The organism is Jannaschia formosa (genome assembly GCF_003340555.1).
Lineage (GTDB): Bacteria > Pseudomonadota > Alphaproteobacteria > Rhodobacterales > Rhodobacteraceae > Jannaschia > Jannaschia formosa.
On the sequence record NZ_QPLJ01000015.1, the window covers coordinates 26,143 to 38,841 of the forward strand.

The following is a 12,699-nucleotide window of genomic DNA, read 5'->3' on the forward strand; positions in this document are numbered from 1 at the left end:
CTCTGGGCCACGTTGTGGAGAGCCTGCACAGGAGCCCTCCTTGGCCGCATACGCCCCCGATGCCATCGCCCTCCAGCTGGAGTTCCCCGACAACCGCCTGATGATCGACCTCGTCGGCTCCGGCGGCGCCCATCTCGCCCAGATCGAGCAGTTGCTCGGCGTCCAGATCGTCCATCGCGGCAATGCCCTTCTGGTCCACGGCGAAGCCGCGTCGGAGGCGGAGCGGGTCCTGAACGCGCTCTATGCGCGGCTGGAGGCCGGCAAGGAGGTGTCGATGGGCGTCATTGACGGCCTGATCCGCCTGCGCGACGGCGAGGCCGAGGCCCGCGACGGCGACCAGCGGGAGATGTTCCCCGGCCAGGGGCTGGAGGTCCGCACCCGCAAGAAGACGATGGAGCCCCGGACCGAGGCGCAGAAGGCCTATACCCAGGCGCTGCTCGACAACGTGCTGACCTTCGGCATCGGCCCGGCGGGCACCGGCAAGACCTACATCGCCGTGGCCGTCGCCGTGTCCAAGTTCATCCAGGGCGAGGTCGACCGCATCATCCTGACCCGCCCGGCGGTGGAGGCGGGCGAGAAGCTGGGCTTCCTGCCGGGTACGCAGGACGACAAGATCGACCCCTACATGCAGCCGCTCTACGACGCGCTGGCCGACTTCCTGCCGGGCAAGCAGCTCGCCAAGCTGCGCGAGGAGAAGCGGGTCGAGATCGCGCCGCTGGCCTTCATGCGCGGGCGCACGCTGTCCAATGCCTTCGTCATCCTCGACGAGGCGCAGAATGCCACGACGATGCAGATGAAGATGTTCCTGACCCGTCTGGGGCAGGGGAGCCGGATGGCGATCACCGGCGACCGCAGCCAGGTCGACCTGCCGCGCGGGGTGCAGTCGGGCCTGCGCGACGCCGAGCATATTCTGGCCGGGGTCGAGGGTATCAGCTTCAACTACTTCACCGCCACCGACGTCGTCCGCCACCCGCTGGTCGCCAAAATCATCACTGCCTACGAGGCCGAGGACACCCGCCGCGAGGCGGCCCGTGCCGCGCGCCTGGCCGAGGGCCGCGAATGATCGATCCCGAGGCGCAGGAAGCGGCGAGCCGGGCGCAATGGGCCGACATCGCCGCCCAGGGCCCGCTGCCCGAGCGGGCGATGATCGACCTGCACTTCACCGCCGGGCCGGGGGCCGATTCGACCGAGTTCATGGGCTGGCTGGAGGATCGCGGCTACGATGTGGAGCACTATCCCGCCGACGAGGACGAGGAGGAGGTGATCGAGGTCCAGACCGAGCCCGTGGCCCTGACGCTCGACCGCGTGCTGGCGGAGGAGCGGGCCTGCTCCGAGGCGGCGGCGCGCTACGGCTTCGTGCCTTCCGGCTGGGGCTTCATCGGCACGTGACCGGCCCCGCCCCCGAGATCGACGTCGTCATCGAGGACGACCGCTGGACGGATTTGGAGCGGCTCTGCGCCGTCGCCATCCCCGCCGCGCTGGCCGATGCCGGCGTCAAGGGCCCCCGCGAGATCGTGGTCCTCGGCTGCGACGACGCGCGCATCGCCGCGCTGAATGCCGGTTTCCGCGGCAAGGCGCGGCCGACCAACGTCCTGTCCTGGCCCTCGGCGGAACGCGGCGCCGCGACGCCCGGCGGCAACCCGCTGCCGCCCGGCCCCGAGCCGGAACTGGGGGACATCGCCATCGCCCGGGAGACCTGCGAGCGCGAGGCCCGCGAGCAGGGCAAGCCATTCGACGCCCATGTCACCCATCTTCTGGTCCACGCGACGCTGCACCTTCTGGGCTACGATCACGAGACCGAGGCCGACGCGGAACTGATGGAACGGGCGGAAACTCGCGTGCTTTCGGGTTTGGGTCTTCCCGATCCCTATGGCGAACCCTAGATTGACGCTGCGGGAAACTTCTCCCGTTTCGAAGAGGAGCCCTTTGGGTCCGATGGACACTGACGGATCGTCTAACGCCGCGCAGGGCGCGCGGCCGACCAGTACAGACACGACAGGGGCCGAAGGCCCCGACCCAGACCCTACACGGCCCGGCCTGATCGCGCGGCTTCTCGCCGGCTTCGGCCCGGCAGACGCCTCAGAGGCGACGCCGCCGCCGAGGTATCACCCAGGCCTGCTGGGCCTCCAGGACAAGCGCCTCGACGACGTCCTGATCCCCCGCGCCGAAGTCGTGGCCGTCCCCGCCGAAATCGACCTGCCGGGCCTCGTCGCGGTGTTCCGCGAAAGCGGCATGACCCGGCTGCCGGTCTTCGAGACCACGCTGGACGAGCCCATCGGCATGATCCACCTGAAGGACCTGGCGCTGAACCACGGCTTCAACGGCGACCGCGAGAAGCCGTTCGCCATCCGTCCGCTGCTGCGCCCGCTGATCTACGCGCCGCCGTCGATGCCGGTCGCGGTGCTGCTGACCAAGATGCAGACCCAGCGGACCCACATGGCGCTGGTCATCGACGAATACGGCGGAGTCGACGGGCTGGTCACGCTGGAGGACCTGATCGAGCAGGTCATCGGCGAGATCGAGGACGAGCACGACCAGGACGAGGGCAAGCTCTGGCGGCAGGAGAAGTCCGGCTGCTATCTCGCGCTGGCCCGCACCCCGCTCGAGGATTTCGAGGAGGAGATCGGCTTCCCGCTGGTCGAGGACGAGGATCAGGACGAGGTCGACACGCTGGGCGGGCTGGTCTTCATGCTGGCCGGCCGCGTGCCCGAGCGCGGAGAGGTAATCCCGCACCCGTCGGGCGCCGAGATCGAGGTGGTCGACGCCGATCCGCGCCGGATCAAGCGCCTGCGCCTGCGAATGCCGCGAGCGGCCTGACGGCGTGCTTCCCCGCTGGCTGACGGGGCCGATCCTCTGGCTGCTTGCCGGGGGGCTGGCCGCCCTGGGGCAGGCGCCCTGGGGGCTGTGGCCAGTGGCCATCGCAGCCTATGGGCTGGGAATCCTGCTGATCGCCGGGGCGCGGGTCCCGGCGCTGGCCGGCTGGACCTTCGGCACGGCGCATTTCGCCGTCGCGTTGCACTGGATGGTCGAGCCCTTCTTCATCGACGCCGCCGCGACCGGTTGGCTGGCGCCCATCGCGCTGGGCGCCGTGTCGCTGGGCATGGGCCTGTTCTGGGCCATGGCCGGGGCGCTCGGCGCCAAGCTGGGCGGGGCGATCGGCGTGGCCCTGGCGCTTGCGGCGGCGGAGCTGCTGCGCGCCTACATCTTCACCGGCTTTCCCTGGGGGATGCCGGGGCACGTGCTGATCGCCTCGCCCGCGCTGCCCTCGGCGGCGCTGCTGGGCGCGCACGGGATGGGCCTATGCCTGCTGCTGGGGCTGGGCCTGATCGCGACCTGGCGGCCCGTCCTCGCCGCCTTCGGCGTGGCGGCGCTGGCCGCGCCCTTCGCGCTGGGCCTCGCCGTGGCGCCGGTTCCCGGCCCCACGGCCGACGCGCCCCTCGTCCGGCTGGTGCAGCCCAACGCGCCGCAGTCCCAGAAATGGGACGCCGACTTCATGAACATCTTCTTTCGCCGGGGCCTGGAGGCGACGGCGGCGCCCCGCGAGGGCGCCATCGCGCTGACCGTCTGGCCCGAGACCTCCCTGCCGGAGCTGGTCGAATACTCGCAGGATATCCGCCCGATCATCGCCGCCGCCGCGGGGGACGGCCCGGTCCTGATCGGTGCGCAGCGCTTCGGCGAGGACGGGGGGCCGCGCAACAGCGCGCTGCTCCTGACCGGGCCGGAGGGCGAAATCGCCCGGATCTACGACAAGCACAGGCTGGTGCCCTTCGGAGAGTACCTGCCCCTGCCATGGCTGGCCGAGGCGCTGGGCATCGGTCCGCTCGCGGCGCAGCTCGCCGGGCGCTACGTCGCGGGCGAGGGGCCGGAGACGGTCGAGGTGCCGGGCCTCGGCCGGATGCTGCCGCTGATCTGCTACGAGGCGATCTTCCCGCAGGACGTCCGCCGCGTCGAACGCCCCCGCGCCATCGTGCACCTGACGAACGACGCCTGGTTCGGCGATGGGGCGGGGCCGCGCCAGCATCTGGCGCTGGCCCGGCTGCGTGCCGCCGAGAGCGGGTTGCCGGTGCTGCGCGCCGCCAACACGGGCATCTCGGCCGTGATCGACGCGCGCGGCGTGCTGGTCGCGACGCTGGGCCTGAACGAGGCAGGGCATCTGGATGCCCGGCTGCCCGCGGCCGCGCCGGTGACGCCCTATCTCCGGACCGGCGACTGGGCCGCGCTGGCGGTCATCCTGGCCGGTCTGGGGCTGCTGGCCGTCGCGGGGCGCAGGAAAGCGGTGGACGCCAGGCGCGATCGCGCATAGCGATGCGCGACCGCGCCCCAACGGCTTCCTGACGGGGCGGACTACCACCCACCGGAGCATCCCATGGCCAGCCGCAAGTCCTATTCCTTCACCTCCGAATCCGTGTCGGAGGGCCATCCGGACAAGGTCTGCGACCGCATCTCCGACGCGGTGCTCGACGCGCTGCTGACCGAGGAGCCCGAGGCCCGCGTCGCCTGCGAGACCTTCGCGACCACCGATCGCGTCGTCATCGGCGGCGAGATCGGCCTGGCCGACAAGGCGAACCTCGCCCGCCAGATGGAGCGGATCGAGGACATCGCCCGCGCCTGCATCAAGGATATCGGCTACGAGCAGGACAAGTTCCACCACGCCACCTGCGAGGTCACGAACCTGCTGCACGAGCAGTCGGCCCATATCGCGCAGGGCGTCGACGCCTCGAACGAGAAGGAGGAGGGCGCGGGCGACCAGGGCATCATGTTCGGCTTCGCCTGCGACGAGACGCCGGAGCTGATGCCGGCGCCGATCCTCTACGCCCATGCGATCCTGCGGCGCCTGGCCGAGGTCCGCAAGGACGGGTCGGAGCCGTCGCTCGGACCGGACGCGAAGTCGCAGCTCACCGTGCTCTACGAGGACGGGCGCCCGGTCGGCGTCTCGTCGGTGGTGCTGTCGACGCAGCATCTCGATGAGGCGATGACCTCGGACGACGTCCGCGCCGTGGTCGAGCCCTATATCCGCGAGACGCTGCCCGAGGGCTGGCTGTCGGATGCGACGGAATGGTGGGTGAACCCGACCGGCAAGTTCGTGATCGGCGGCCCCGACGGGGATGCGGGCCTGACCGGACGCAAGATCATCGTGGACACCTATGGCGGCGCGGCGCCGCACGGGGGCGGCGCCTTCTCGGGCAAGGACCCGACCAAGGTCGACCGCTCGGCGGCCTATGCGGCGCGCTACCTCGCCAAGAACATCGTCGCCTCGGGCCTCGCATCGCGGGCCACGCTGCAGCTCAGCTACGCGATCGGCGTGGCGAAGCCGCTGTCGATCTATGTCGATACCCACGGCACCGGGGAAGTCGAGGAGGCCGCGATCGAACGCGCCGTCGCCCGCGTCATGGACCTGACCCCGCGCGGCATCCGGCACCATCTGGGGCTGAACCGCCCGATCTACGCGCGCACGGCGGCCTATGGCCATTTCGGTCGGGCGCCGGACGAGGATGGCGGATTCTCCTGGGAGCGGACGGACCTGGTCGAGGCGCTGAAGGCCGCCGTCTGAGCCTGTGGCGGGCGGGGGCGGGGGGCTCTGCCCCCCGTCGCCTTCGGCGACTCCCCCCCGGAGTATTTGCGGCCACAGGAAGGGGCGGGGCGTTAACCTTGACGAATGGTTAACACCCGGCCGTCCAACGGGTCAGGACGTCCGGGCCGAGGCGGCGGGTCTCGTGCAATTCGAGGCGGGGGGCGTCGGCGAGGGCCGAGAGGCCCATCGCGCCCAGCGCGGGAATGCCCTCGGCGCCAATGGCCGCACCCGCCGTGTAGCAGTCCAGCCGGTCGACGAGCCCCGCCTGAAGCAGCGCGGCGGCGAGCGTACCGCCGCCTTCGCAATAGACGCGCGTCAGGCCACGCGCGCCCAGCAGCCGCAGCGCCGCGTGAAGGTCGATGCCACCGCCTTCGGACGGGAGCGGCAGGCAGGTGACGCCGCGCGCCTCTAGCGCCCTCCGGCGCTCGGCGGCGGCGTGGGGGCCGTGCAGCATCCAGACCGGGGCAATGGCGGTGGAGCGGGTGAGCGCGCTGTCCTGCGGCAGGTCGAGCCTGCGGGAGAGGACGATGCGCACGGGTTGGGGGACCGCGCCATGGCCGCGCACGGTCAGCAGCGGGTCGTCGGCCCGTGCCGTGCCGGCGCCGACCATCACCGCGTCGTGGCGCGCGCGCTGGGCGTGGACATGGGCGCGGGCGAGGGGGCCGGTGATCCACTGGCTTTCGCCCGAGGCCGTCGCGATGCGGCCGTCGAGCGTCGTGGCAAGCTTCAGCGTCACCATCGGGCGGCCACGGATCACGCGGCTGAGGAACCCCGCCTGAAGATCGCGGGCCTCGGCCTCGCGCACGCCCCGGATCACCTCGATCCCCGCCGCCCGCAGCCGGGCGAGGCCGCCGCCATCTGTGCGGGGGTCGGGGTCGCCTAGCGCGACGACGACGCGCGCCAGGCCCGCCGCGATCAGGGCGTCGGCGCAGGGCGGGGTCAGGCCGTGATGGGCGCAGGGCTCCAGCGTGACATAGGCGGTCGCGCCGCGCGCGGCCGCCCCGGCCTGGGCCAGGGCTACCGTCTCGGCATGCGGCCTGCCGCCGTCCGCGGTGCGCCCGCGCCCGACGACGCGGCCGCCCGCGACGATCAAGCAGCCGACCGCCGGGTTGGGCCAGACGCGGCCCAGACCCCGCGCCGCCAGCGCCAGCGCGGCACCCATCCAGTGGGCGTGATCGGTCACGAGTCCTGCGCGGGCGGGCGGAGTTCGGCCACGAAGTCCTCGAAATCGTCCGCCGCCTGGAAGTTCTTGTAGACGCTGGCGAAACGCACATAGGCGACGGTGTCGATGGCCGCGAGCCGCTCCATCACGATCTCGCCGATGATCTTGGAGGGGATGTCGGTGTCGCCCATGCTTTCCAGCCGCCGGACGATGCCCGAGATCATCTGGTCGATCCGCTCCGGGTCGATGGGCCGCTTCTGCATCGAGATGCGGATCGACCGCTCCAGCTTCTGGCGGTCGAACTCCTCGCGCTTGCCGGATGTCTTGACCACCACCAGGTCGCGCAGCTGCACCCTCTCGTAGGTGGTGAAGCGGCCGCCGCAGGCCGGGCAGAAGCGGCGCCGGCGGATGGCGACATGATCCTCGGCCGGGCGGGAATCCTTCACTTGGGTATCGACGTTCCCGCAGAAGGGGCAGCGCATGGTTCGGTCTCCGGCCGCTGGGGCCCGCCAGATATGGCGGCGGGGGCGAAGGGTTGGTGCCGCGCCACTCTGCCCCCCCATGGGTAGGGTGGCAAGCCCGGCTCAGGCGTCGGCCGCGAAATGCGCCGCGACCTCGCGGGCTTGGGGGCGGGTGCGGTGCTCCACCACGTAGAGGCCCTGCCAGGTGCCGAGTCGCATGCGCCCCCCGGTTACCGGGATCTGGAGCGAGACGGGCAGCAGCATCGCCTTGATATGGCCGGGCATGTCGTCCGGCCCCTCGTAGGTATGGGTCAGGTAGGAGAGGCTGGGATCGGTCGAGGGTGGCACGGTGCGGTGCAGCCATTCGGTCAGGTCTGTCCGCACCTCGGGATCCGCGTTCTCCTGGATCAGGAGGCTGGCCGAGGTGTGGCGGATCATCAGGGTCAGCAGGCCCGAAGCGTCGGGCAGCCAGGCGGCGACCTCCCGGGTGAACTCGGTCAGGCCGGGGCCGCGGGTCTGGATCGTGAAGGTGGTCTGCATGGCGTCCTCGGTTGTGCGGGGCGGCGTGGCCAGTCATGTAGGGCGGCGGAGGGACGCGGCCTTGGACAGTCTGGAAATCTTCGTCTTCAGCTACGACCGGGGGGCGCATCTGGCCTGGTGCCTCGACAGCATCGCGCGCCACGCGCCAGGGTTCCGCGTGACGGTGATGGACGACCGATCGGCCGATCCGCGGGTGGAGGCGGCGCTGGCGGGACGCGACCTGGAAGTCTGGCGGCCCGAGGCCCGCGGGGATGCGCGGCTGGGCGGGCTCTATGCCAACATGCAGGCCGCGTTCGACATGTGCGGCGCGCGCTGGGCGATGTTCGTGCAGGACGACTGCCAGCTGTTCCGCGCCATCGATGCGGGGGCGCTGGCCGATCTCGGGTCTATCTTCGCCGCACCCGACCAGATGGCCGCGACGCCCCTGATCGCCATGGGACCGCGGCAGGGGCGGCGTGCGGGGCAGTTCCGCGCCATCGCCGGGGGGGCGGCATTTCATTTCGTGCCGCCGGATGGGCGCGGGTCGCCGACGGCGCAATATTTTTACGCGCTGTCTATCCTGGACGTGCCCCGGCTGCGCGCCGCCGGGTGGCGCTTCGCCGGTAGCGAGGCGGGCTGCGCCCGGGCGATGCAGGCGCTGGGTGCGGCACCGATGGCGCATCTGGCGCGGCCGTGGCTGGCGCAGCTGCCCGAGGTGCCGACCTCGCGCTTCGGACGGCGGACGCTGGGCGCGGCCCTGGCCGAGCGGCTGGACGGGCCGGAGGTGCGCGGCTTCCGCGACCTGCCCGGCCCGCCGGAGGGCGACGGGACGCGGCCGCCCTTGGCCGAGGAGGTACTGACGCCGACCCATCCGGGAACGACGCGGCCCTTCGTCCACAAGGGCGTGAACCGGCGGCTCTGGACACGGGCGCTGAACAAGCTGGAGCTCCGGGCGCGGCGCTGACCTGCCGCCGGAGGTAGGATCTCCTCAGTCCGGGTGCAACGTTCCGCGGTAGCGGATCAGCAGGCCGATCCCGGGCAGGCGGGCCGAGACGTCGAAGCGGACGGCCTCGGCCTCGGCTGTCTCCACCCCGCCGCCGGTCAGGACGGATGGCAGGGGCAGGGGCCCGGCCCGCAGCCCCGCGACCGTCACGGAAAGCGCGTCCGCCCGCGCCTCCGCCTGCAGGAGGACGGTGGCGGGGCCGAGGCGCTCGGCGATGCGGCCATCGGGGCGCAGGCGCTGGTGGGAGACGACCGGGAACCCGTCGAAGCTGCGGGTCCAGATCTCGCCCGGCCCGTCCTGCGCGATCGTCAGGGTCAGGGGCAGGGTCCCCTCGGCCCCAGGATAACCCGCGCTGCGCGCCGCGAGACGGGCGGCGCCGGTGCCCTGCGTCAGCTCCGCCATGCCGCGCCAGCGGCCAGGGCCGCCATGAAGGCGGCGGAGCGCGGGCGGCAGGGCGTCGAACGCGGCGCCGAGGGCCCGCCTGTAGAGCGGAGTTATGCCGCGGCGGGCAGGTCGAGGAAGCGGTCGCGAAGCTCCGGCGTGGGCATCAGGCAGTGATCGGTGCGGCCGAACCAGCGATATCGGTTGCGCGCGACGGCATGGTAGAGCGCCGAGGAGAGCGGCTCCGGGATCGCCCGCGACAGGGCCAGCGCGCGCCACGGGCAGCCCAGCGCCGACATGGCGGCGGCGAAGGCCGGAAGGCGCTCATGGATGCGGCCGTCGACGATGACGAGATTGGTCTCGAACGCGTCGGTCGGCAGCCCGAGATCGCGGTAGAGAAGCTGGCCCAGCGGCGATTGCGCAGTCGCGAAGCGGAAGCGCCCGGCGCGGTCGTGGCGCAGCACGAAGCGGAAGAAGCCGGAGCAGAGCACGCATTCCCCGTCGAAGACGATCGCGTCATGCCGGCCCAGCGCCGCACGGGCAGGGGCGGAGAGGTCGGAGACGGGGCGGCTCATGCCCCCGGGGATAGCCGCTGCGGCGCCTTCTGGCCATGCGGCATCGCGCCGGGGAACCGCGGGCGGCGTCTTCCGCGTTTGTCCTGTAATCGAAGGAGGATTCCAGATGACGACGCCCAAGACCCCGCCGCGGACCGACCGGCCCGGCAAGCCCCGCGAAGTGCCCGCCGACAGCCCCGTCGGCACGACACATGACCCGAACTCGGTCACGACCGGCACGGAGGTCGAACCGGACGACCGGTTCCCGCCGAAGACCCGCAAGTGAAGAGGGGCCCCGGCACGTCCGGGGCCCGTTCGCTGGCAGCTCAGTCGAAGATGCGGTCGCCCTGCTGGTCGATGACCTGCTTCGCCTTCAGGATGGACGCATCGACGGCCCCGTCGTGGTCGCGCAACGTGTCCGCCCGGATCAGCTGATGAGTCCGGCCGTCCTTCTCGATGGTCGCGGCAACACGGAAACCGTCGCCTGTCTTCTGCGGCGCGGGGGTGATCGTGTAGCCCTTGTACTCCTCGGAGGGCAGGGCAGCGGGCTCGGACGCGCCGCCGCCGAAAATCTTCTTCAGTATCGACATTGGTTACCTCACCATTCTCGCCGCAAGAAAGCTTGCCACTTTCGAAGCCTCGTCCAACTGGTAGATCTTCAGCTTCACGTCGTTGTACTTAGTCGGTTCTGACCGAGCAAAGGCGGTAAGCACCTCATCTTTGTTGAACCAACCATTACGAAATGCGGGACTTCTAAAGTATATCAGCACAGAATGCTGGTTCAACACCGCCGATAGAAGCCAATCACCGCCGGAGTAAGCGCGTAGATCCCTCGAAATGTAGCCGTGCGAGTCCGGACGTGCCTCCAGCGTTGGAAGCTCAGAAAAGCAAAAGGCGAGCCGAAGGAATGCATCTGTTACATTCGGCGACGGGACTTCGGCCATCTGCTTTCGCAGCAGCCTAATCCCGTCATCCGTGATCACTGGTCCAGGAAGCTGCGCAGCTTCCGGCTCCGGCTCGGGTGCTTGAGCTTGCGCAGCGCCTTCGCCTCGATCTGGCGGATGCGCTCGCGGGTCACGCTGAACTGCTGGCCGACCTCTTCGAGCGTGTGGTCGGTGTTCATCCCGATGCCGAAGCGCATGCGCAGCACACGCTCCTCGCGGGGGGTGAGCGAAGCCAGGACGCGGGTCGTCGTCTCCTTCAGGTTCTCCTGAATGGCGCTGTCGAGCGGCAGGACGGCGTTCTTGTCCTCGATGAAGTCGCCGAGTTGCGAATCCTCCTCGTCGCCGATGGGCGTCTCGAGGGAGATCGGCTCCTTGGCGATCTTCATCACCTTGCGGACCTTCTCCAGCGGCATCTGCAGCTTGGCGGCCAGCTCTTCCGGCGTGGGCTCGCGCCCGATCTCGTGGAGCATCTGACGGCCGGTGCGGACCAGCTTGTTGATCGTCTCGATCATGTGGACCGGGATGCGGATCGTGCGCGCCTGGTCGGCGATGGAGCGTGTGATCGCCTGCCGGATCCACCAGGTCGCATAGGTCGAGAACTTGTAGCCGCGGCGATACTCGAACTTGTCGACGGCCTTCATCAGGCCGATATTGCCTTCCTGAATGAGATCAAGGAATTGCAAGCCGCGGTTCGTGTATTTCTTGGCGATCGAGATCACGAGGCGCAGGTTGGCCTCGACCATTTCCTTCTTGGCCTGCCGGGCTTCCTTCTCGCCCTTCTGCACCTGGTTCACGATGCGGCGGAACTCGTTGATGTCGACGCCGACATACTGGCCGACCTGGGCCATGTCGCCGCGCAGCTCCTCGACCTTGTCGCGGGAGCGTTCGAACAGCGCCTGCCAGCCGCGGCCCGGCTGCTCCATCATGCGGTCGACCCAGGCGGGGTCGAGCTCGTGCCCGCGATAGGCCTCGACGAATTCGCGCCGGTTGATGCGGGCCTGGTCGGCCAGCTTCACCATGCCCGAGTCGATCGACATGATCCGGCGGTTGATGCCGTAGAGCTGGTCGATCAGCGCCTCGATGCGGTTGTTGTGCAGGTGCAGCCCGTTGACCAGCTCGACGATCTCGGAGCGGAGCTGCTGGTAGGTCGCCTCGTCGGCCTTCGAGAAGCTGTTATCCTCGTTCAGCGTCGCGCTGATGCGCAGGTCCTGCATGTCGGCGAGGCGGGCATAGTCCTCGGCGATGCGGTCCAGCGTCTCCAGCACGCGGGGCTTCAGCGCGGCTTCCATCGCGGCGAGCGACATGTTCGCGCCGTCGTCCTCCTCCTCGTCCTCGTCGGTCGAGATCGGGTTGCCGTCGGCGTCGAGCTCGGGGCGGGCGTCTGCCCTGTTGTCGTTGGCCGGCGTCGCGGCGGCGGCGGCGGCGACGGAGCCCTCGGCCTCCTCCTCGAGCTGGTCGCCGAAGGTCGTCTCAAGATCGATCACGTCGCGCAGCAGGATGTCCTCGGACAGAAGCTCGTCGCGCCAGATCGTGATCGCCTGGAAGGTCAGCGGGCTTTCGCAGAGCCCGAGGATCATGGTGTTGCGGCCGGCCTCGATGCGCTTGGCGATGGCGATCTCGCCCTCGCGCGACAGAAGCTCGACCGAGCCCATCTCGCGCAGGTACATCCGGACGGGGTCGTCGGTACGGTCGAGCTTCTGCTCGGACGCCTCGGAGGTGGCGACCGCGCCGCCCTTCCGGGAGGCGTCGACCAGCTCGGTGGAGCCCTTCGGCTGCTCGTCCTCTTCCTCGGCTTCCTCGGCCTCGACAATGTTGATGCCCATCTCCGAGAGCATCGACATCACGTCCTCGATCTGCTCGGACGACACCTGCTCCGGCGGCAGGACCTGGTTGAGCTGATCGTAGGTGATGTAGCCGCGGGCCCGCGCGTCGGCGATCATGCGCTTGACGGCGGCCTGGCTCATGTCGAGCGAGATATCGCCCTCTACGTCGGGCTTCTGGTCGTCCGTGTCTTTGGCCATCCGTTGTCCCTCCGGCGGAATCATCGAATCTGATCAAGCGTGAACGAATCACTAGCGCGAATCGCCGGGGGCCGCACCCCGA

General features: G+C 70.3%; 15 protein-coding genes and 1 riboswitch. Of the genes, 8 read left to right on the forward strand and 7 right to left on the reverse strand.

All coding sequences use genetic code 11. From position 1 onward, the window contains the following. Positions 1 to 100 precede the first annotated feature (100 nt). From DR046_RS15075 to metK, 6 genes are all read left to right on the forward strand, one after another. Positions 101 to 1,063: a PhoH family protein gene (locus tag DR046_RS15075; RefSeq protein WP_115383298.1), complete on the forward strand. Its 963-nt coding sequence runs from the start codon at positions 101 to 103 to the stop codon at positions 1,061 to 1,063. Continuing rightward, positions 1,060 to 1,389 carry a ribonuclease E inhibitor RraB gene (locus tag DR046_RS15080; RefSeq protein ID WP_115383229.1) on the forward strand — a complete coding sequence of 110 codons (330 nt, stop codon included), beginning with the start codon at positions 1,060 to 1,062 and terminating at the stop codon, positions 1,387 to 1,389. The genes DR046_RS15075 and DR046_RS15080 overlap by 4 nt, the downstream gene beginning before the upstream one ends. After that, the gene (gene ybeY / locus DR046_RS15085; protein ID WP_115383230.1) at positions 1,386 to 1,883 is read left to right on the forward strand and encodes an rRNA maturation RNase YbeY; all 498 of its coding nucleotides are present in this window, start codon (positions 1,386 to 1,388) and stop codon (positions 1,881 to 1,883) included. The genes DR046_RS15080 and ybeY overlap by 4 nt, the downstream gene beginning before the upstream one ends. Positions 1,884 to 1,935: 52 nt before the next feature. After that, positions 1,936 to 2,817, forward strand: coding sequence for a hemolysin family protein (locus DR046_RS15090; protein ID WP_209313597.1), 882 nt, complete (start codon positions 1,936 to 1,938; stop codon positions 2,815 to 2,817). A gap of 4 nt (positions 2,818 to 2,821) precedes the next feature. Beyond that, positions 2,822 to 4,303 (forward strand): apolipoprotein N-acyltransferase, encoded by a 1,482-nt coding sequence (gene lnt, locus DR046_RS15095; RefSeq protein ID WP_115383232.1) that lies wholly within the window; start codon positions 2,822 to 2,824, stop codon positions 4,301 to 4,303. 9 nt (positions 4,304 to 4,312) lie between these two features. Beyond that, a riboswitch (SAM-SAH riboswitch) is annotated at positions 4,313 to 4,362 on the forward strand. Positions 4,363 to 4,366: 4 nt separating this feature from the next. Beyond that, entirely contained in the window at positions 4,367 to 5,551 is a 1,185-nt protein-coding gene (gene metK, locus DR046_RS15100; protein ID WP_115383233.1) for a methionine adenosyltransferase, read from the forward strand. Between the two features lie 109 nt (positions 5,552 to 5,660). Here metK and ribD read toward each other — a convergent pair whose 3' ends face one another. The 3 genes from ribD to DR046_RS15115 all read right to left on the reverse strand — a co-directional run bounded on the left by ribD (position 5,661) and on the right by DR046_RS15115 (position 7,735). After that, positions 5,661 to 6,734, reverse strand: coding sequence for a bifunctional diaminohydroxyphosphoribosylaminopyrimidine deaminase/5-amino-6-(5-phosphoribosylamino)uracil reductase RibD (gene ribD / locus DR046_RS15105; RefSeq protein ID WP_115383234.1), 1,074 nt, complete (start codon positions 6,732 to 6,734; stop codon positions 5,661 to 5,663). 17 nt (positions 6,735 to 6,751) lie between these two features. Further along, entirely contained in the window at positions 6,752 to 7,216 is a 465-nt protein-coding gene (nrdR, locus tag DR046_RS15110; protein ID WP_115383235.1) for a transcriptional regulator NrdR, read from the reverse strand. Between the two features lie 102 nt (positions 7,217 to 7,318). Next, positions 7,319 to 7,735 carry a secondary thiamine-phosphate synthase enzyme YjbQ gene (locus DR046_RS15115; protein ID WP_115383236.1) on the reverse strand — a complete coding sequence of 139 codons (417 nt, stop codon included), beginning with the start codon at positions 7,733 to 7,735 and terminating at the stop codon, positions 7,319 to 7,321. 61 nt (positions 7,736 to 7,796) lie between these two features. On the opposite strand from DR046_RS15115, the gene DR046_RS15120 reads away from it, so the two are divergent. Beyond that, the gene (locus DR046_RS15120; protein WP_115383237.1) at positions 7,797 to 8,678 is read left to right on the forward strand and encodes a glycosyltransferase family 2 protein; all 882 of its coding nucleotides are present in this window, start codon (positions 7,797 to 7,799) and stop codon (positions 8,676 to 8,678) included. A 24-nt stretch (positions 8,679 to 8,702) separates the two neighbouring features. Here the strand turns inward: DR046_RS15120 and DR046_RS23680 are convergent, their stop codons facing one another. Both DR046_RS23680 and DR046_RS15130 read right to left on the reverse strand, forming a co-directional pair. Continuing rightward, on the reverse strand, positions 8,703 to 9,299 hold the full coding sequence (locus DR046_RS23680) for a DUF4166 domain-containing protein (protein ID WP_280652850.1): 597 nt from the start codon (positions 9,297 to 9,299) through the stop codon (positions 8,703 to 8,705). After that, positions 9,212 to 9,673, reverse strand: a complete 462-nt coding sequence (locus DR046_RS15130) for a thiol-disulfide oxidoreductase DCC family protein (protein ID WP_115383239.1) — start codon at positions 9,671 to 9,673, stop codon at positions 9,212 to 9,214. The genes DR046_RS23680 and DR046_RS15130 overlap by 88 nt, the downstream gene beginning before the upstream one ends. Positions 9,674 to 9,779: 106 nt before the next feature. On the opposite strand from DR046_RS15130, the gene DR046_RS23685 reads away from it, so the two are divergent. Further along, positions 9,780 to 9,938, forward strand: a complete 159-nt coding sequence (locus tag DR046_RS23685) for a hypothetical protein (RefSeq protein ID WP_167767129.1) — start codon at positions 9,780 to 9,782, stop codon at positions 9,936 to 9,938. Positions 9,939 to 9,978: 40 nt separating this feature from the next. Here DR046_RS23685 and DR046_RS15135 read toward each other — a convergent pair whose 3' ends face one another. Continuing rightward, complete coding sequence (locus DR046_RS15135; RefSeq protein ID WP_115383240.1) at positions 9,979 to 10,242, reverse strand: HlyU family transcriptional regulator; 264 nt, start codon at positions 10,240 to 10,242, stop codon at positions 9,979 to 9,981. A gap of 389 nt (positions 10,243 to 10,631) precedes the next feature. Next, on the reverse strand, positions 10,632 to 12,617 hold the full coding sequence (gene rpoD / locus DR046_RS15140) for an RNA polymerase sigma factor RpoD (RefSeq protein ID WP_115383241.1): 1,986 nt from the start codon (positions 12,615 to 12,617) through the stop codon (positions 10,632 to 10,634). Positions 12,618 to 12,699: the final 82 nt, after the last annotated feature.